Origin of the sequence: Shewanella mytili (genome assembly GCF_046765975.1) — a bacterium.
GTDB lineage: Bacteria > Pseudomonadota > Gammaproteobacteria > Enterobacterales > Shewanellaceae > Shewanella > Shewanella mytili.
Window position 1 is genome coordinate 145,244 of the sequence record NZ_JBKOUD010000005.1, and the last position, 20,236, is coordinate 165,479.

The following is a 20,236-nucleotide window of genomic DNA, read 5'->3' on the forward strand; positions in this document are numbered from 1 at the left end:
GATGTATGCGTTAACGCTTACATCTTAAAGCTTATGGTCGCGAAGTAGTAACGGCCAACGTTGTCATACATGGCAGAACCGCTGCCGGTACCGCTGGTGCCAAATGGCAGGTCACGATCGAATACGTTATCCACACCCACCTTCAGGCCCAGACCGTTATCAAACTTATAACCCACAGACATGTCACTGATGGCATAAGTGGCATAACTCATCAGGGTGTTGGGGTTAGCGTTGCGATCAATTTCCTGTGGTGTATACAGGCTGACGCTGTCAATCACGCGGGTACGCCAGTTGGCCTGCCAGTTATCCAGGCTGTATTTCAGGTCGATGTTGGCTTCCCATTCCGGTGTGCCCACTACCCCAACGTAATCTTCATACTGGCTAGGATCATCCTGGAAGCTGTATTTACGGTTACGGATTTGCTTGGTGGCAATCAGGCTGGTAAACAGTGTGCCTTTACCCAAATCCATTTCGTAACCCAGATCCAAATCTACCCCGGAGGCTTCCAGTTTTGCCAGGTTCAGAGAGTGGCGCTGGATTAAGGTGATCTCATGGCTGCTGCTGTCACGGGTGATAAGCTGGCAGTACTGGTTATCAATGCCGGTTTCAGAGTCCAGACATTTATCAATGATGTCCTGTGCGCCAATGCTGCTGATGGCATCATCAATGCTGATGTTCCAGTAGTCTACAGAAATGGACAGCCCGGAAACGGCGTTAGGCTGGAATACCGCACCCAGTGTATAACTGGTGGATTTTTCAGGCGCCAAGTCATGGTTACCGCTTTGCAGACCTTCAACGTAAGCTCCGTCATAATCGGAGTCAAAGTCAGCAGGGATCCCCAAATCCGCACAGTTTTTACGGCGGGTAGCAGAGTCTGCCAATTGGTTCAGGTTCTCCAGTTTACAGGAGTCTGAAATGCCAAAATAAGTTTGACTGGCAGCGCCATACAATTCGCTGATGTTAGGTGCGCGGATTGCCCGTGAATAGGTGGTACGCATCCGCAGCTCGTCAGACACTTCCCAGTTCAGGCCGGTTTTCCAGGTGGTGGCAGAGCCAATGGAACTGTAGTCTGCATAGCGGGCAGCCACATCCAGATCCAACTGGCGGATTAATGGCAGATCGGCCAGCAGTGGAATTGACAGCTCGGCATACACTTCTTTTACGTTGAAGGAGCCTTTGTCTTCCCCAAGGGAGTTAAAGAAGGTTTCTTTCGGATAATCCGGCTCGTGGATGGCACTTTCTTCTTTACGGTATTCAACACCGGTAGAGAACCCCACATAACCTGCAGGCAGCTCATAAATGCCGGAGTTGGTGATGTTACCGCCCAGTACGGTTTGCTTGATAACCGATGTACCGGTCAGGTCTACATTGATGTAGTTGATGGCTGACTGGCTAGGGGCGCCATAACCAAAGATGTTGATGGGGGCGCAGCCTTCGCTGCGGGCATCTTCACTACGGCATACAATGTTGCCATCAGCATCTTTAATGGCATCAAGTGCATTAATGTAGTTGTCATAAATCAGGTTGTTCTGGTTTTCACGGGTCAGGTCAGTCTGGCCATATACCGCGTAAACATCATAGTTCCAGTCAGTGGCAACCGTCCCTTCCATGCCCAGCACGTAACGTTGGGTTTCGCGGGTGTCATTTTCAACGCGCAGCCCGGTGTCGGTCATGAAGCGGTTGATGGTTAATGAAGTAACACCTTCATCCTGCATCATCTGTTTCAGCATCGGATCCATAAAGGCGTTATCGATGGAGACAGTATTTTTGGGATTGAAGAAGAAAAATGCCGGCTGTGAGTTGTTGGTGGCATCACTGCGCACATATTTGGCTTCAAAGTATACGGAGTCATCTGCCGTGACATCGTAGTTACCCTTGAAGTTGACATTGTAGCGTTCAAACTTGGGCTGCAGCTCATCAAACTGGTTCAGGTTGATGCTGTCACAATCAGTACAGTAATAGTTATATACGTTACTGCCCAGGTTAACGTCACTGATGGTGCCGTCAGCATTGATTTTTTTCCATACATCGCCCAACTGGAAACGACCGTCATTGGCGATGGCATAATAACCTGAATTAGGCGTGTAAATTTTATCCGGGTTATTAGGGTTATTGTCATCCACACGGCCTACGGCATTGTTTTTCATAGAGGCGTAGGAGCCGCTGGTCTGTTCCCTGTCCATTGCGTGCAGGCTATTCTGACCAGAATATTCAGCGGAGAACGCGATATTACCGCGACCGTTGTCAATGTCGGTACCGTAAGAGAAAGATGCCCGTTTCTTGCTGAAGTCAGTGTCGTCAGCACTGCCGATGGAGGCATTGAATTCCAGGCCATTGATGTTTTTCTTCAGGATGAAGTTCACCACACCGGTGACCGCATCCGCACCATAAATGGCAGAAGCGCCACCGGTGATGATTTCCACTTTATCTACCCAGGCACTGGGAATGGTGTTTACGTCCACCGCAGCAGTACCGGCTTCACTGGACACATGGCGTTTGCCATTTACCAGTACCAGTGTTCTGGAGGTGCCCAGGTTGCGCAGGTCAAGAATGTTCAGGCCAGCAGTACCAATGGAGCTGCCACCAGAGTTGGCCAGAGAGTAAGTGCTGCCAAGTGCTGGCAGTTGGTTCAGGGCTTCACCGATGTTGGTCACGCCAGTGCCCAACAGCTCTTCACCGGTGACTACGGTAACAGGGGTGGGGGCATAGGCACTTTCCCTGACAATATGAGAACCGGTGACTTGAATATGCTCGTAATTTTGAGTGTCAGCGTCTTTTTCGGTATCAGCAGCCTGAGCTGGGATAGAAATGACAGCGCCGCCGATTAACGACAAAGCGACCCATTCTGCCAATTTGGTTTTAGTCGGCATATTTCTCCCTTTTAAATGTTGTTATTGATTTGATAATAATTGTTAATTTTATGGTTAACGTTTAGCTATGCACCTATAATTAGGTGGCAAGTCTTGGAATATATCATTCAGAGTTAAAATCACAACGTATCTGTTACAAATTTCCTTAATGTTAAGTTTTGCTTTTGAATATCAATATTGACTGAATAGCATATAAAAGGTAATGAGCAAATGACAAGTGTTTTATTATGCAAAATGATTGCATGCATCGCTCGAATTGTTACACCAATAAAATTAAAAGTTTAACAATATGTTTCTTTTGTGGGTGATTACGGTTAGCTTTGGTATTGTTTAAGATATTGATTTCAGATTTACTTCTGAAAAATGGGAGACCCGACTAAGTTTTATCATTGTTTTATAGATCATTAAAAACATTAAATATCTCAAGTGGAATTAAAATAATTCGAAGTAAAATCATATGGATAGTGTATGTCCATTGTTTATGTTTTAAAACGCAAAGTGCTAATCCCCAGTGTCACCATAGGGTGATATTACGGCAGGTGCTGAAATTTTTTTGAGTTAATTTATTGCTGTTCATTTTTATAAAAATAATCGGTCGAACATTATTTGAGCAGTATTAGAATATCCTGTTAAATAATGCACTTTATTAATGACTATTTATTGTTCAAGTGTAATGAATCGTGCATGGTTGGCAATGTCACGTTTTTAATTAGGACAGTGTCCTATTAAAACATTATATATAAAAATTGTATTTACATTATTTTTATATTGTTTTGTTTTTGATGCAATCCTGTAAAATTAATGGGTATGAAAAGTATGCTGAAAAATGAATGCGGACAAATGAAACCGGTCAACCATGCAATACCCATTGCAAATATGGTGCATATGGCATCAGTACTCACTTTAATGCTGTTGCTCTTTAACAATGGTGCGTCTGTTATCGTCTTGCCAATGCGGAGTAGGGCAAGCGCAGCGCAACAGAGGTTTATGTCATGGCAAGTGCTGATGGTTAGAAAATACGGATATGAGTTGACGCTAGGGATTCCTCAAGGGAGAATTTTGCCAGATTTCCCCATTTTCAGCACTTATGTATACACAATTACTTCTGCCCATTCATCAGTTTCTGGGTTGTCCCACGCCGGACAGCTGGATTGATGAAGCACGAAAACCTGAAAATCTGTCCGCACTGCTGATTGATCATTGCCATTGTGAATGGAAAGCGGCAGCCACTGCCGGCAAGTTGTTGCGCAAATATGCCGTAGCTTCGCAAGATGTGGTGGTCAACACCTTAAAACCTTACGAATTTTTCCTGTTCCGGTTTGGCAAATGGTCAATTGCCGAATTTCAGCAATGGTTTTTCCCCTCCACCTTGGCTGAGGCTGCTGACAGCGATGTGAAAGCGGCGCAGCAGGCCTTGGGGTTATTAAGCAAGTATGCCGCAGACAATGAACAGGCGGTGGCCGTGGTGAACTGGGGACTACAGTATTGTCAGCAATGGCTGGCGCCTGATGTGATTGCGTCAGAAGCTGCTGCCAGTTCATTGGGGGTTTATGCCCATAAAGCGTTGCAGCCCCGTGACGGTTTTTTACCGGCAGAGGATTTGATTGCCAAACTGTGGCGTTTGATTAAAGAAGAGTTGCATCATTTTGAGCAGGTGCTGGAAATCATGGCCCAGCGGCAACTGACATATCATCATGTGTCGGCAGGACGTTATGCCAAATCACTGATGGGGCATGTGACAACCCATGAGCCACAGACCCTGGTAGACACACTGATTGTCGGGGCGCTGATTGAAGCCCGCTCTTGTGAGCGTTTTGCCAAACTGGCGCCTTATCTGGATGATGAATTGGGGCATTTTTATGTGTCGCTGTTACGCTCAGAAGCGCGCCATTACCAGGATTATCTGCAGTTGGCCCAATCTGTTGCCGGAGCGGATATCCGTGAGCGAGTGGCAGCGTTGGCGGCCGCGGAAGCCGCACTGATATTGTCGCCGGATGGGGAGTTTCGTTTTCACAGTGGGTGCCCGGTTGCTGCGGGCATTAGCCACTAGGCACACGCTAACATCAGTGGGTTAAGCAAAGGGCAGTTGATGCAAGGTCATGGCGTCGGCACTGACTTGCAATACGCTGCCTTGCTCATACCAGTCGCCCACCACGGCGCGTTGCTGTCCGTTGGCCAATTGATGAATGGCCGGGCGGTGAGTGTGCCCGTGGATCATCAGTGATGCGTGCTGCTCTGCCAGTAAGGTGCAAACCTCATCGGGCGTAACATCCATGATCTGCTGGGATTTTTGCTGATTTTGCTGTTGGCTGTTATGGCGCAGCTTGGCGGCAATCTTCAGCCGTAACCGCCGGGGCAGATGACGGTAACACCACTGGATAACAGGGCGATTACGAAAGCGGCGAAATTTTTGATAATCCGCATCCAGGGTGCACAGTGTGTCCCCATGCAGGATCAGGGTTTTTCGGCCGTACAGGTTGATGCAACTGAGTTCCGGCAGCAGTTGCATTCCGGCTTTGCGGGCATAGTGCTGCCCCAACAGGAAATCCCGGTTACCGTGCACAAAGTACAGCGGCAGTTTCTGGCTGACATCATGCAGCTTTGCCGCCAGTGCCAGTGCAAAAGGCTCCGCCAGATCATCACCCACCCAGACTTCAAACAGATCCCCGAGAATGTACAGGGCATCGGCATGTGCCAGGTCGTTATCCAGAAAGCGGATGAACGCTTGGGTGATGTCGGGGCGATCGGCACTGAGGTGCAGATCGCCAATAAACAGCGTGTGCATCTGCGCTTAGTCGCTGATGGTCACTTTTTCGATAACAACGGCTTCCAGCGGCACATCCTGATGCATGCCGCGATTACCGGTGCTGACACCCTTGATTTTGTTAACCACGTCCATGCCTTCTACCACTTCACCAAAGACACAGTAACCCCAGCCTTGCATGGACTCGTTTTTGAAATCCAGGAAGGTGTTATCGTTCACATTGATGAAAAACTGGGCAGTTGCCGAATGTGGATCCGAGGTGCGGGCCATGGCGATGGTACCGGTCTTGTTGGACAGGCCGTTATTGGCTTCATTCTTGATGGGGGCATTGGTGGGTTTTTGCTGCATTTCAGCGGTAAAACCGCCACCCTGGATCATGAAACCATCAATCACACGGTGAAAAATGGTGCCGTCAAAAAAACCATCCTGGGCGTACTGGGCAAAGTTGGCAGCGGTTTGTGGGGCTTTTTCTTCATTCAGCGCCAGTTTGATGTCGCCGTGATTGGTATGCAAAGTGATCATAATTTTACCTTTAGACAAATTTAGTGGGCGGATTCTAACTTATCCTGGTATGCCGTTAAAGGGCGGTATTCAAGCGTCGGTGCCAATGTTAAACTCTTGGGCCTGTTTATTCTTTTCGTTATTTTGCTTAAGAGAACGTCAATGTTGAAGATCTACAACAGTCTGAGTCGCCAGAAAGAGGAATTCAAACCCATTGTCCCCGGTAAAGTGGGCATGTATGTGTGTGGCGTGACCATTTATGACTTGTGTCATATTGGTCATGGCAGGACGTTTGTGGCATTTGACATGATTGTGCGTTATCTGCGACATGCCGGTTATGACGTCACCTTTTTGCGTAACATTACCGATGTGGATGACAAAATCATCAAGCGGGCTAACGAAAATGGCGAAAGTTGCGAGTCTCTCACCGAGCGCCTGATTGGCGATATGCACGCCGATTTTGACGCACTGAATATTTTGCGGCCGGATTTTGAACCCCGTGCCACCCTGCACATTGCTGACATTATCGAGATGGTGCAGCAACTCATTGACCGCGGTCATGCTTACGTAGCTGCCGATGGTGATGTGTTGTTCAGCGTGGCCTCTTTCCCGGAATACGGCCGTTTGTCCGGCCAGGATCTGGAGCAGCTGCAGGCCGGTGCCCGGGTGGAAGTGGATGAGAACAAGCAAAACCCCATGGATTTTGTGTTGTGGAAAATGTCCAAACCCGGCGAGCCTACCTGGGATTCCCCTTGGGGCGCTGGCCGTCCCGGTTGGCACATTGAATGCTCGGCCATGAACAGCAAGCATCTTGGCGATCACTTTGACATTCATGGCGGCGGCTCCGATCTGATGTTCCCCCATCATGAAAACGAAATTGCCCAGTCTTGCTGCGCCCATGATTCCCAATATGTGAACTACTGGATGCACTCCGGCATGGTGATGGTTGATCGGGAAAAAATGTCCAAATCATTGGGCAACTTTTTCACCATCCGGGACGTACTGGCACATTATGATGCGGAAACCGTGCGTTATTTCTTGTTGTCCGGCCATTACCGCAGCCAGTTGAACTATTCGGAAGATAACCTCAAGCAGGCGCACGCGGCACTGGAGCGGATGTATACGGCGTTAAAGGGCCTGGACCTTGGCGTGACGCCGGCGGCGGCAACCGAATACGTGCAACGTTTCAATGCGGCGATGGATGACGATTTCAATACCCCGGAAGCCTATTCCGTACTGTTTGACATGGTACGCGAGATTAACCGCCTGAAAGCCAGCGACATGATGGCGGCAGCGGCACTGGCGGCAGCGATGAAACAGCTTGCCGATGTGCTGGGCATTCTCAGCTCTACACCGGAAGCTTTTTTGCAGGGGCAGGGCAGCGATGAAGAAGTGGCGGAAATCGAAGCATTGATCATCGAGCGTAACCGGGCTCGCAAAGAGAAAGACTGGCCGGCGGCGGACAAAGCGCGGGATCGCCTCAATGAACTGGGGGTGGTTTTGGAAGATGGGGCCAATGGCACCACTTGGCGCAAGAAGTAGTATTACGGTGAGCCATAAACCAATGAAAAAGCCAGCGTCATGCTGGCTTTTGTCTTTAATGTCTGGGCATCCGATATACAGCCATGGAGGCGCGAATTACCGGTCGTGGTAACGTTCTGCCGCGTACAGGGTGTTTTCCAGCAAGCTGGCAATGGTCATTGGGCCCACGCCACCGGGAACCGGCGTGATGAAGCCTGCACGCTCAGCGGCTTTGTCAAACTGTACATCGCCCACCAGGTGCCCGTCTTCCAGGCGGTTGATGCCCACGTCAATCACAACGGCGCCTGGCTTAATCCATTCGCCGGGGATGAATCCGGGTTTTCCCACCGCCACCACCAACAAATCTGCACGGCTGACCTTTTCTTGCAAGTCATGGGTAAAGCGGTGACAAGTGGTGGTGGTGCAGCCTGCCAGCAGTAATTCCAACGTCATGGGGCGCCCCACAATATTGGATGCGCCCACCACAACGGCATCCACACCGTGCAAATCAATCCCGGTGGATTTGATTAGCGTCATGATCCCCATGGGGGTACAGGCCCGTAGTTGGGGAATGCGCTGTGCCAGCCGGCCTACATTATAAGGGTGAAAACCATCCACATCCTTGTCCGGGCGGATGCGCTCAATCACTTTGGCATCTTCAATCTGCTCAGGCAGGGGCAACTGCACCAATATGCCATCAATGCTTTTGTCATCATTCAGATTGTCAATCAGCTCCAGCAGCTCGGCTTCCGAGGTTGACTCCGGCATGTCATAGGAGCGGGAGATGTACCCCACCTCTTCACATGCCCGGCGTTTATTGCCCACGTAAACCTGGGAGGCAGGATCATTGCCTACCAATACCACCGCCAGCCCCGGCAGGCGTTTGCCTGCGGCCTGGCGATCAGCCACCTTACGGTGCAGTTCTTTTCTTATGGATTGCGCTATCGCTTTGCCATCAATTAATTGAGCGGTCATGGGTGTCGAATATCCTTTTATATGGCGCGATGATATGAAATGGAAAGTGCGGCTATTTTAGCAGCGGGGCCGAGGGGTGTCATGGCGAAACGCGACCGCGAACACAGAATTTCCGTCATGACGCGTTAAAAAACAGCAGCCAGGATAATCGCTCAAAAAAATGATTGACGCTAATAGGGTGAATCGCTAAGATGCGCACCGTTCTTAAGGCACGCCACAGATTGGCGTCGGTTAACGTCACCATGCGCCTGCAATAACGGCAATGGTTGTGAATGTTAACGGAACATCTCGGTGATTAGCGCAGCCCGGTAGCGCATCTGGTTTGGGACCAGAGGGTCAGAGGTTCGAATCCTCTATCACCGACCAAATTTTCAGATAATGCATTATGCGTTATCCAGCCTGGTTAGGATGCAGGCCATTGCCTGCAGTCCCTGCGCCCGTAGCTCAGTTGGATAGAGCATCCGCCTTCTAAGCGGATGGTCGCAGGTTCGAATCCTGCCGGGCGTACCATTTTCAGTGGTGACTGTAGCTCAGTTGGTAGAGTCCCGGATTGTGATTCCGGTTGTCGTGGGTTCGAGCCCCATCAGTCACCCCATTTACTTTTAAAAAAAGCGGCCATAGGTCGCTTTTTTTATGCCTTTTCCTCCGCATTGTGGCTCGACTCATTAGATAACCGTCGATATAATGCTGCGTCTTGATAACCATGAACATTGTGCGACCGGTGCCGGAATTCAGTTCTGATGGGCATGCCAGTCAAATACAAGATCAAGAGACGAATACCTGAATAGTTGATGCATTCGGCTATTAAAAGGACGTTAGACACATTTCGAGGTAAAACAATGCAAGTTTCTGTTGAAACAACCCAAGGCCTGGAGCGTCGCCTGACCATTTCTGTTCCTGCCGAGCAGATCGAGAAATTGGTTAAAGACAGTTTGCACCGTGAAGCCAAACGCGCCCGTATTCCCGGTTTCCGCCCAGGTAAAGTCCCTGCAAGTGTGATTGAAAAACGTTACGGCAAGGCAATTCGCCAGGACATCACCGGTGAAGTGATGCAACGCAATTTCGTTGAAGCCATTGTGGCTGAAAAACTGAATCCTGCCGGTGCCCCTACGTTGGTGCCAGGCGCCACCACTGCAGAGCACTTTGAATTCACCGCGACTTTCGAAGTATATCCAGATGTGGAACTCAAAGCGCTGGACGCGATTGAAGTAGAACAGCCCGTTGCTGAAGTGCAGGATGCTGACGTTGATAACATGATTGAAACCCTGCGCAAGCAAAATGCTACCTACGCAGCGGTTGAGCGCGCTGCTGAAGATGGCGACAAAGTGATCATCAACTTTGTTGGCAGCATTGACGGTGAAGAATTTGAAGGCGGCAAAGCTGAAGATTTTGAACTGCAACTGGGTAGCGGTCGCATGATCCCTGGCTTTGAAGAAGGCATCAAAGGCCACAAAGCCGGTGAAGAATTCGATATCGACGTGACCTTCCCTGAAGAATATCACGCAGAAAACCTGAAAGGTAAATCTGCCAAGTTCGCCATTACCGTCAAAGAGGTTCAGGGCGCCGAACTGCCAGAAATCAATGACGAATTCGCTACCCGTTTCGGCATCGCCGAAGGTGGCATTGAGGCATTGAAAGCCGAAATCCGCAAGAACATGGAGCGGGAACTGCAGCAGGCCCTGAAAAGCAACATCAAAGAACAGGTGTTGAACGGTCTGGTGGAAAGCAATGAAGTGGAACTGCCAAAAGCACTGATTGACGGTGAAGTGGACGCACTGCGTCGCCAGGCACTGCAACGCTTTGGTGGTAACAATGCCCAGATGCCAGAACTGCCAGCAGAACTGTTCACCGAACAGGCTGAACGCCGCGTGAAAGTAGGCCTGTTGCTGGGTGAAGTGATTAACAGTAACAATCTGCAAGCCGAAGATGAACGCGTGCAGGCACTGATTGAATCCATGGCGTCAGCTTATGAAGATCCTAAAGAAGTGATCGAGTACTACAACGGTAATAAAGAGCTGATGCAGAGCATGCGCAATCTGGCCCTGGAAGAGCAAGCTGTTGAAGTGCTTTTGAAATCTGCCAAAGTCACTGAAAAGCAGGTCGCTTTTGAAGATTTTATGAACAAGGCTGCCGGCCGAGCCTAAGCTGCGCTTGACTTGCTAAGCTGTTAGCCATTTATAATGGCCTGTATGAGGTCCCTCATGCGGGCCATTTTTTATTAGGGAAAATCAGGAATGCACAAAGCACCGGAGTCCATTATGAATGCGTTAGTGCCCATGGTGGTTGAACAAACCGCCAAAGGGGAACGTTCTTATGACATCTACTCTCGTTTGTTGAAGGAACGGGTGATTTTTCTGGTCGGTCAGGTGGAAGAGCATATGGCGAACCTGATTGTGGCCCAGTTGCTGTTTCTGGAGTCTGAAAATCCGGATAAAGAAATCTCCCTGTATATCAACTCTCCTGGTGGCTCTGTTACCGCTGGCATGGCCATTTACGACACCATGCAGTTTATCAAACCGGATGTCAGTACCGTTTGTATCGGCCAGGCGGCTAGTATGGGCGCATTCTTGCTGGCTGGCGGCGCCAAGGGAAAACGTCATTGTTTGCCAAATGCGCGTGTTATGATCCACCAACCTCTGGGTGGTTTCCAGGGGCAGGCTTCAGACATCGCCATTCATGCACAGGAAATCCTGGGCATTAAAGGCAAGTTGAACCAGATCCTGTCAGAACATACAGGCCAGCCACTGGAAGTGATTGAGCGTGACACTGACCGGGATAATTTTATGAGTGCGACCCAGGCGATGGAATATGGTCTGGTGGACTCAGTGATCAGCAAGCGCGATTGATTGCTGACCGAGCTTTAGGCTGAATTTTGCAACTGGCTGGGCTATGCTCAGGGAGTGGCGACAAGCAGTGTATAACGTGGCACTGCAGATGAGGAAAAGTAATGGGTGACAATAAAGGCAACGGCGATAACGGTAAACTGCTGTACTGCTCCTTCTGTGGTAAGAGTCAGCATGAAGTACGTAAACTTATTGCCGGTCCTTCAGTATATGTATGTGACGAATGCGTTGAGCTGTGTAACGACATCATTCGTGAAGAGATCAAGGATATCTTACCAAAAAGGGATCATGACAAGCTGCCCACTCCCAAAGAGTTGCGGGAACATCTCGATGATTATGTCATCGGTCAGGAAAAAGCGAAGAAAGTCCTCTCTGTAGCGGTATACAACCACTATAAACGCCTGAAGCACTCTGCGCCCAAAGAGGGTGTTGAGCTGGGTAAGAGTAACATCTTGCTGATTGGTCCCACCGGTAGCGGTAAAACCTTGCTGGCAGAAACCATGGCGCGCTTTCTTGATGTGCCGTTTACCATGGCGGATGCCACCACCCTTACCGAAGCCGGCTATGTGGGTGAAGATGTGGAAAACATCATCCAGAAGCTGCTGCAGAAATGCGATTACGATGTGGAAAAAGCCCAGCGCGGCATCGTCTACATTGACGAAATTGATAAAATCAGTCGCAAGTCTGATAACCCGTCCATTACCCGTGACGTTTCCGGCGAAGGGGTGCAGCAAGCCTTATTGAAACTGATTGAGGGCACAGTTGCCGCCGTACCGCCTCAAGGCGGGCGCAAGCATCCACAGCAGGAGTTTTTGCAGGTAGACACCTCCCGCATCCTGTTCATCTGTGGCGGTGCCTTTGCCGGTCTGGAAAAAGTGATTGAGCAGCGCCGTCACGTCGGCAGCGGCATCGGTTTTGGTGCCAAGGTGAAAGGGGAGGCTGACAAGAAGAGCATCAGCGATACCCTGTTGGCCGTAGAGCCGGAAGATTTGGTGAAATACGGGCTGATCCCTGAATTTATCGGCCGTTTGCCGGTGGTGGCCACGTTGTCAGAGCTTGATGAGGCCGCACTGGTGCAAATTCTGTCAGAGCCGAAAAACGCCATCACCAAACAATTTGCCGCCTTGTTTGAGATGGAACACGTGGAACTGGAGTTTCGTGAAGATGCCTTGAAAGCGATAGCCCAGAAAGCCATGAAAAGAAAGACCGGTGCCCGTGGCTTGCGCTCCATTGTGGAAGCCATTTTGCTGGACACCATGTATGAACTGCCATCACTGAAAAATGTGGCCAAAGTGGTGGTGGACGAGTCCGTGGTCAAAGGGGAGTCCGCTCCCATACTCATCTATGAAAACAGTGAGTCCCAGGCGGCGTCTGGCGAACACTAAGTTAACGTGATGCATCATAAAAAGGAGCCTGCACAGGCTCCTTTTTTCATATTTGCCATTGAAAGGCGCCAACTCGCCCCAATATACTCAAACTAATATAGTTAACTGAAACGGAATCGAACTATGACCATAGAGCGTGAAGCGCGAATCGAATTACCCGTGCTGCCATTGAGAGACGTGGTGGTATATCCCCATATGGTAATTCCGTTATTCGTCGGACGAGAAAAGTCCATCCGTTGTCTGGAATCGGCAATGGCGCAGGATAAACAGATTATCCTGGTAGCTCAGCGGGATGCGGAACTTGATGAACCCACCAGTGACGATATCTTTGATGTGGGCACGGTGGCAACCATATTGCAGTTGCTGAAATTACCCGACGGCACCGTCAAGGTGCTGGTAGAAGGTGGTCGCCGCGCCAAGCTTGAGCGTTACGTACAGGAAGAGGAATTCTTTGTTGCTACGGCCCATTACCTGACATCTGAATCGTTGGACGAACGGGAAGAAGAGGTGCTGGTTCGCAGCGCTATCGGTCAGTTTGAAGGCTATATCAAACTCAACAAGAAAATCCCGCCAGAAGTGTTGACCTCCCTTAGCGGTATTGAAGAAGCTGAACGTCTTGCCGATACCATGGCAGCGCACATGCCCCTTAAATTGCAGGACAAGCAAGCCGTGCTTGAAATGGTGAACGTGGGCGAGCGGCTGGAATACCTGATGGCCACCATGGAATCGGAAATCGACCTGTTGCAGGTGGAAAAGCGCATCCGTTCCCGGGTGAAAAAACAGATGGAAAAAAGCCAGCGCGAGTACTATCTGAATGAGCAGATGAAAGCCATTCAGAAAGAACTGGGCGACCTGGATGAAGGCCATGATGAATTTGAAACCCTCAGCCGCAAGATAGAAGATGCCGGCATGCCTGCAGAAGCCAAAGAGAAGGCCTCTGCGGAGCTGAACAAACTGCGGATGATGTCACCCATGTCCGCCGAGGCCACCGTGGTGCGCAGTTACGTGGACTGGATGACTTCCGTACCCTGGAAACAGCGCTCCAAGATAAAACGCGACCTTTCCAAAGCCGAAGTGGTACTGGATACCGACCACTATGGTCTGGAAAAAGTCAAAGAGCGGATTTTGGAATACCTGGCAGTGCAGAGCCGTGTAAAACAGCTCAAAGGCCCCATTTTGTGTTTGGTGGGACCACCAGGGGTAGGTAAAACCTCTCTGGGGCAGTCCATTGCCAAAGCCACTGGCCGTAAATATGTGCGGGTGGCGCTTGGTGGGGTGCGGGACGAAGCGGAAATCCGCGGCCATCGCCGTACCTATATCGGCTCCATGCCCGGCAAAATCATCCAGAAAATGTCCAAGGTGGGCGTGAAAAACCCGCTGTTCCTGCTGGATGAAATTGACAAAATGAGCGCAGACATGCGCGGCGATCCGGCATCCGCCTTGTTGGAAGTGCTGGATCCGGAGCAGAACTCCACCTTCAACGATCACTATCTGGAAGTGGACTACGACCTGTCTGACGTCATGTTTGTGGCGACTTCAAACTCCATGAACATTCCCGGGCCATTGCTGGATCGTATGGAAGTGATCCGTTTGTCCGGCTATACGGAAGATGAAAAACTCAACATCGCCAAGCAGCATCTGTTGCCCAAACAGATTACCCGTAATGGTTTGAAGCCACATGAAATCAATGTGGAAGACAGTGCCATTGTGGGCATTATCCGTTATTACACCCGCGAGGCCGGGGTGCGGGCACTGGAGCGGGAACTGTCGAAAATCTGCCGTAAGGTCGTGAAGCAAATCCTGCTGGATAAAGACCTTAAACACGTGGATGTGAACCAGGATAACCTCAAGTCATTCCTGGGCGTGCAACGTTTTGACTATGGCAAGGCGGAATCCCATAACCAGGTAGGCCAGGTAACCGGTCTGGCGTGGACCGAGGTTGGTGGTGATTTGCTCACCATTGAAGCCACCTCGGTGCCGGGCAAAGGCAAACTGACCTATACCGGCTCACTGGGCGATGTGATGCAAGAGTCCATTCAGGCCGCACTCACCGTTGTGCGAGCCCGTTCTGAGCAGCTGGGCATCAACAAGGATTTCTACGAAAAACGGGATATCCATGTGCACGTGCCTGAAGGAGCGACACCCAAAGATGGCCCGTCTGCCGGGGCTGCCATGTGCACCGCACTGGTGTCCAGCCTGACTGGCAATCCGGTACGAGCCGATGTGGCCATGACCGGGGAAATCACCTTGCGCGGCGAAGTGTTACCCATCGGCGGTTTGAAGGAAAAACTGCTGGCAGCGCACCGTGGCGGCATTAAACTCGTGCTGATCCCGCAAGAAAACGAACGGGATTTGGAAGAAATTCCGGCCAATGTGGTGGCGGATTTGCAGATAAAACCGGTACGCTGGATTGACGATGTACTGAAGCTGGCACTGGAAAGACCCGTTGAAGGCTTTGAAGTTGTAAAAAATATGGACTGACGCAAAAAATTGTCCAGCCATTTGAAAAAAAATGAAAAAAGGTGCTTAACAAAGGCTGGAGCTGTGGTAGCCTAGGTTCGTGGAGAGCCAGTCGCACCAATCCCTTGGGGTGACTGGCTTTGAGCTGTATCCGATTTCATAATTTTGGTTTTCCTACGGGGCTTGAACTTTCAAATCAAGCTTGTTATAAAAGCCTCCGCAGACCGCTCTAGATAAGGACTTGGTTGCGGCGCATAAAATTACATTCAAGGGGATGACATGAATAAATCTGAACTAATCGAGAAAATCGCTTCTGGTGCCGATATTTCCAAAGCCGCTGCTGGTCGTGCACTGGATTCATTTATTGACGCCGTGACTGAAGGCTTGAAAGACGGTGAAAAGATTTCTCTTGTTGGTTTCGGTACTTTTGAAGTACGTGAGCGCGCTGAACGTACTGGTCGCAATCCACAGACAGGGAAAGAGATCAAGATTGCAGCCGCCAAAATCCCTGCGTTCAAAGCTGGTAAAGCATTGAAAGACGCAGTTAATTAATTGTTATAGCAGCCTTATTAGTAAGGCTTCTGCAATTAGCACTGCAGCCGCAGTGCTTTTTACGGACTAAGGATAGCGAGCAACATCGCGTCCGGAGTGTTATGAAGCTGGTACAGCGTCTTGCGATACACTCCAATAATCATTACAGATAGGCGCATCCCTTCAGTGATGCGTCTTTTTTTTAGAATCTATCGCATAAGCGAGAGCACTGATGTTAGATAAAATCCGCGACGGATCACAAGGCGTCATCGCCAAGGTCATATTGGTATTGGTGATCCTGTCTTTTGCCTTTGCTGGTGTCAGCAGTTATTTGGGAAGTTCTTCACAACCTGCCGCTGCCACGGTAAATGGGGAAGACATTACCCAATCTGAACTGGAACAGGCATTTCAGAATGAGAAAAATCGTCTGCAACAACAGCTAGGTGACATGTTCGGTGCGCTGTCCGGCAACGATGCTTATCTGGCCAACGTGAAGCAAGGGGTGTTGCAGCGCCTGATTGCGCAACGCCTGCTGGACCAATCCGCCAAAAACATGGGCTTGCGCGTTTCAGACGAACAGATAAAAGAAGCCATCCGCAATGAACCCGCCTTTCAGATAGACGGGAAATTCAGCAACGATCGTTATCTGGCATTATTGCAGCAGTTAGGGTTCACTCCCGCCAGTTTCCGTGAAACCATGCGCGGGGACATGAGCCGTAGCCAACTGATCAACGCTCTGATTGGCAGTGAATTCGTGTTGCCGGGTGAAAGCGCTCAGGTGGCCAAATTGCAGGCCCAGACCCGGGACATTCAATTCTTGAACGTGGCTGCCGAGCCATTCCTTGGGGATGTGAGCGTTACAGAAGAAGAGCTGTCGCAGTTTTATCAGGCCAATCCGGAGCAATTCCAGCGGCCGGAAATGGTGAGCCTGGAATATGTTCGGTTGAGCGCCCAAGCGCTGGCAGCTGCCATTGATATCAGTGATGATGCAACGCAAGCCTATTATGATGAGCATAAAACCGAGTATAAGACCGTTGAAAAACGTCTGGCGGCCCACATTCTTATTACCGGTAATGATGATGCGGCCAAAGCCAAGGCTGAAGATTTGCATCAGCAGCTGCAAAACGGGGCGGATTTTGCCGCGCTGGCCAAAGAGAATTCACAAGACACCTTAAGCGCTGAAAAGGGTGGTGAGCTTGGCTGGTTTGAACCCGGCGTGATGGCCCCAGAGTTTGACAAGGCGTTATTCGCCCTGAACAAAGGCGATGTGTCTGACGTGGTGCATACCACTTACGGTTATCACATCATTAAAGTGCTGGACACTCAACCCAGTGTGGTTGCCGCTTTTGCTGAAGTGAAAGGTAAAATCCTCGACAAGCTCAAGATGGATAAGGCTGTTAGCCAGTTCTATAGCCTGCAGCAGAAGCTGGCCGATACCAGCTATGAAGTTCCTGACACATTGACCGAAGCGGCCAAGGCCATTAATGCGGAAGTAAAATCCACCGCGCTTTTCAGCCGCGATGCCGCGCCAGCGCCGTTTAATGAGCCTGCCGTATTAAAGGCCGCATTTTCCGGTGACGTATTGTCAGGCATGAACAGTAACGTACTGGATATTGCCAATAATGATGTGATGGTTGTGCGCCTTAAACAGCATGAGCCTGCCGGTTTAATGGCATTTGATGCGGTAAAACAGGATATTGAGCAGCGCCTGAAACTGCAAAAAGCCAATGAATTGGCCAAGGACAAAGCTCAAGCGCTGGCCGCCGAACTCAAGCAAGGTGCTAGCGGACATACATTGACCGCTCACGCCGGGCTGAGCCGCAACTCTCGGGACGTGGATGCCGCCATCGTGACCAAAGCCTTTGAAATGGCGAAAGGCGAAGGCATGAGCGTGGACACTGTGGCCTTGGCAAAGGGTTATGCGGTGGTTGTGCTGGATAACATCCATAATGTGCAGGATGTGCCCGCTGAGCAGTTGGGTGCCGTGCAGCAGCGTTTATCCAGCCAGTACAGCGAAGCGGATTACCGCGCGTTGGTGGAAATGCTGAAAGCGGATGCCGAAATCGTTTATCACACCGCAGATTAAGTCTGCAGTGCTAATGGTCTGGCGCGGTCACTCGCGCCAGAGACTGTAAGATCGCTCCGTGTTAGCAAGCCCCGTCAAACTGACGGGGCTTTTTCGTTTTGGTTCATTTTGGGGTGCATTGTTGTGGGTATTGGCAGCCGCATTGAGAAGGCCAGGGCCAATGGTCTGTGCTCCCACAGGCATTATCGGGGCAGGCACCAGTCGATAGGGCTTTTACCCTGGGACAAAAGGTATTGATTGGCCAGATTAAAGTGATTGCAGCCGAAAAATCCCCGATTGGCAGATAACGGTGAGGGATGGGCGGCTTTCAGTACCAGATGTTTATGGTGATCCACCTGTTGGGCTTTATTACCGGCATGGCGGCCCCAGAGCAAGAAGGCCACGCCCTGTTGCCAGCAATCCACCGCCTCGACGATTTTATCGGTAAATGGCTCCCAGCCAAGATGGGCATGGGAGTGGGCTTTCCCTTCTTCAACGCTCAGCACTGTGTTGAGTAGTAAGACTCCTTGCCTGGCCCAGTGGCTCAGATTGCCGCTGGCAGGGTACTGGAATCCCGGTACCGTGTGGCACAGCTCCTGAAAGATGTTTTGTAGTGAGGGCGGAAATGGTACGCCGTCCTGTACGGAAAAACACAATCCGTGGGCTTGTCCAGGGCCATGGTAGGGGTCTTGCCCCAGGATCACCACCTTGACCTTGTCCAGGGGCGTATAGCGCAGGGCATTAAAGGTATCGGCTTGCGGGGGATAAACATGTTTGTGGTGAGCGCGCTCGGCATCAAGGTAGCGCAGTGTATTGACGAAATAGGCTTGGTGTTTTTCCGGGCCCAGGACATCGGCCCAGCTAGGGATTTGGTTCATATGCAATGTCACGGCGCTGTGGCACGTCGCTTTCCTGTTGACGGTGTTTCCCGGCCCATGATACTGAAATGGCACTTGTTCGCCAATGTGTCAGGGCGCTTTTGATGGCGGGGCGATACCCATATGAAAATGCCACCTCAATGGGTGGCATTTAGCAACTTATGGCAAATGGCGTTACAGTTCGCTGACGTCAAAGGTTACCAGCGGGTTAACGTCCTCGGCATAATCAATGCCATCCACGCCGAAACCGAAAAGTTTCAGGAATTCGGCTTTATATTCCCGGTAATCGGTCAGTTCACTGAGATTCTCGGTAGTGATTTTCGGCCACAGTTCCTGGCAGTGTTGCTGGATGTCGGCGCGCAATTCCCAGTCATCCAGGCGCAGGCGATTATCATCGTCGGTGGCGGGTTGTTGGCCGTCCGCCCGATACAGGCGCTCGGAGAACAGGCGGTAAATCTGCTCCATACAGCCTTCATGCAGGCCTTCTTCGCGCATTTTCTTGAAGACCATGGCGATGTACAACGGCATCACCGGAATGGCGGAGCTGGCCTGGGTGATGACGCTTTTCAATACCGCCACATTGGCGCTGCCACCGGTTTGGGCCAGGGTGCTGTCCAGTGCATGGGCGGCGCGGTCCAGATCCATCTTGGCCTTGCCCAAGGCACCATGCCAGTAAATGGGCCAGGTAAGTTCGGTGCCGATATAGCTGTAGGCTACGGTTTTGCAGCCATCAGCCAGTACGTTGGCATCTTGCAGGGCTTGCAACCACAGCTCCCAGTCCTGGCCGCCCATCACGGTAACGGTATCCTGGATTTCCTGCTCGGTAGCCGGCTCCACAGTGGCTTCAATGATGGTGTCTTTATTGGTATCCACCGCGGTGGAGGTGTAAGGCTCGCCAATGGGCTTGAGGGAAGAGCGTACCAGCTCGCCGCTGTCGGGCAATTTGCGCACCGGCGAGGCCAGTGAATAGACCACCAGGTCAATCTGCCCCAAATCCTGTTTGATAAGCTCAATCACCTTGGCTTTTGCTTCATGGCTGAAGGCGTCGCCGTTAATGCTTTTGGCATACAGGCCATCGGCTTTGGCAAATTTGTCAAAGGCGGCAGAGTTGTACCAGCCAGCGGTGCCCGGTTTGGTTTCCGTGCCGGGCTTTTCGAAGAAAACCCCGATGGTGGCAGCACCGGCGCCGAATGCGGCGGCAATTCTGGATGACAGCCCATAACCACTGGAAGCCCCTACCACCAATACTCTTTTCGGGCCGTTGTTAATCTGTCCTTTGGCCTTGGTGTAGTTGATCTGTTCCAGTACATTGGCCTCACAGCCAAGGGGATGGGTGGTGGTGCAAATAAAACCGCGAATTTTGGGTTTGATGATCATATTGTTAACTTCTTCCAGCAAAATTGGTATTAGGATAAATATTTCCGCTGCAATTGGTACTGATTT

The 20,236-nt window shown here is 50.7% G+C and carries 14 protein-coding genes and 3 tRNA genes; 11 read left to right on the forward strand and 6 right to left on the reverse strand.

What is annotated here, in order from left to right:
• Positions 1-17 precede the first annotated feature (17 nt).
• Positions 18-2,870 (reverse strand): TonB-dependent receptor domain-containing protein, encoded by a 2,853-nt coding sequence (locus ACIDEJ_RS07285; protein ID WP_411987425.1) that lies wholly within the window; start codon positions 2,868-2,870, stop codon positions 18-20.
• A 1,087-nt stretch (positions 2,871-3,957) separates the two neighbouring features.
• Between ACIDEJ_RS07285 and miaE the strand changes: the two genes are divergently transcribed.
• Positions 3,958-4,920, forward strand: coding sequence for a tRNA isopentenyl-2-thiomethyl-A-37 hydroxylase MiaE (gene miaE / locus ACIDEJ_RS07290; protein ID WP_411987426.1), 963 nt, complete (start codon positions 3,958-3,960; stop codon positions 4,918-4,920).
• A 21-nt stretch (positions 4,921-4,941) separates the two neighbouring features.
• Here the strand turns inward: miaE and ACIDEJ_RS07295 are convergent, their stop codons facing one another.
• Together ACIDEJ_RS07295 and ACIDEJ_RS07300 are read right to left on the reverse strand one after the other, a co-directional pair.
• Entirely contained in the window at positions 4,942-5,655 is a 714-nt protein-coding gene (locus ACIDEJ_RS07295) for a UDP-2,3-diacylglucosamine diphosphatase (RefSeq protein ID WP_411987427.1), read from the reverse strand.
• Between the two features lie 6 nt (positions 5,656-5,661).
• Positions 5,662-6,156 carry a peptidylprolyl isomerase gene (locus ACIDEJ_RS07300; protein WP_411987428.1) on the reverse strand — a complete coding sequence of 165 codons (495 nt, stop codon included), beginning with the start codon at positions 6,154-6,156 and terminating at the stop codon, positions 5,662-5,664.
• Positions 6,157-6,297: 141 nt separating this feature from the next.
• On the opposite strand from ACIDEJ_RS07300, the gene cysS reads away from it, so the two are divergent.
• Positions 6,298-7,677 carry a cysteine--tRNA ligase gene (gene cysS / locus ACIDEJ_RS07305; protein ID WP_411987429.1) on the forward strand — a complete coding sequence of 460 codons (1,380 nt, stop codon included), beginning with the start codon at positions 6,298-6,300 and terminating at the stop codon, positions 7,675-7,677.
• A gap of 96 nt (positions 7,678-7,773) precedes the next feature.
• On the opposite strand, the gene folD is transcribed toward cysS, so the two are convergent.
• The gene (folD, locus tag ACIDEJ_RS07310) at positions 7,774-8,631 is read right to left on the reverse strand and encodes a bifunctional methylenetetrahydrofolate dehydrogenase/methenyltetrahydrofolate cyclohydrolase FolD (RefSeq protein ID WP_411987430.1); all 858 of its coding nucleotides are present in this window, start codon (positions 8,629-8,631) and stop codon (positions 7,774-7,776) included.
• Between the two features lie 289 nt (positions 8,632-8,920).
• Here folD and ACIDEJ_RS07315 point away from each other — a divergent pair.
• The 9 genes from ACIDEJ_RS07315 to ACIDEJ_RS07355 all read left to right on the forward strand — a co-directional run bounded on the left by ACIDEJ_RS07315 (position 8,921) and on the right by ACIDEJ_RS07355 (position 17,936).
• Positions 8,921-8,997: transfer RNA gene (locus tag ACIDEJ_RS07315), tRNA-Pro, on the forward strand.
• 67 nt (positions 8,998-9,064) lie between these two features.
• Positions 9,065-9,141: transfer RNA gene (locus ACIDEJ_RS07320), tRNA-Arg, on the forward strand.
• A 9-nt stretch (positions 9,142-9,150) separates the two neighbouring features.
• Positions 9,151-9,226 (forward strand) — tRNA-His (locus tag ACIDEJ_RS07325).
• Between the two features lie 244 nt (positions 9,227-9,470).
• Positions 9,471-10,775, forward strand: a complete 1,305-nt coding sequence (gene tig, locus ACIDEJ_RS07330; protein WP_411987431.1) for a trigger factor — start codon at positions 9,471-9,473, stop codon at positions 10,773-10,775.
• Between the two features lie 90 nt (positions 10,776-10,865).
• Positions 10,866-11,477: an ATP-dependent Clp endopeptidase proteolytic subunit ClpP gene (gene clpP / locus ACIDEJ_RS07335; protein WP_411987432.1), complete on the forward strand. Its 612-nt coding sequence runs from the start codon at positions 10,866-10,868 to the stop codon at positions 11,475-11,477.
• 101 nt (positions 11,478-11,578) lie between these two features.
• Complete coding sequence (gene clpX, locus ACIDEJ_RS07340) at positions 11,579-12,859, forward strand: ATP-dependent protease ATP-binding subunit ClpX (protein WP_411987433.1); 1,281 nt, start codon at positions 11,579-11,581, stop codon at positions 12,857-12,859.
• Between the two features lie 123 nt (positions 12,860-12,982).
• Positions 12,983-15,340 carry an endopeptidase La gene (gene lon, locus ACIDEJ_RS07345; RefSeq protein ID WP_411987434.1) on the forward strand — a complete coding sequence of 786 codons (2,358 nt, stop codon included), beginning with the start codon at positions 12,983-12,985 and terminating at the stop codon, positions 15,338-15,340.
• Positions 15,341-15,598: 258 nt separating this feature from the next.
• Positions 15,599-15,871 carry a nucleoid-associated protein HU-beta gene (gene hupB / locus ACIDEJ_RS07350; protein ID WP_411987435.1) on the forward strand — a complete coding sequence of 91 codons (273 nt, stop codon included), beginning with the start codon at positions 15,599-15,601 and terminating at the stop codon, positions 15,869-15,871.
• A gap of 211 nt (positions 15,872-16,082) precedes the next feature.
• Positions 16,083-17,936, forward strand: coding sequence for a SurA N-terminal domain-containing protein (locus tag ACIDEJ_RS07355; RefSeq protein ID WP_411987436.1), 1,854 nt, complete (start codon positions 16,083-16,085; stop codon positions 17,934-17,936).
• A 182-nt stretch (positions 17,937-18,118) separates the two neighbouring features.
• Here ACIDEJ_RS07355 and ung read toward each other — a convergent pair whose 3' ends face one another.
• A complete protein-coding gene (ung, locus tag ACIDEJ_RS07360; protein ID WP_411987437.1) occupies positions 18,119-18,793 on the reverse strand; it encodes a uracil-DNA glycosylase in 675 nt (224 codons plus the stop codon).
• Between the two features lie 174 nt (positions 18,794-18,967).
• Positions 18,968-20,170, reverse strand: a complete 1,203-nt coding sequence (gene fabV, locus ACIDEJ_RS07365) for an enoyl-ACP reductase FabV (protein WP_411987438.1) — start codon at positions 20,168-20,170, stop codon at positions 18,968-18,970.
• Positions 20,171-20,236 lie beyond the last annotated feature (66 nt).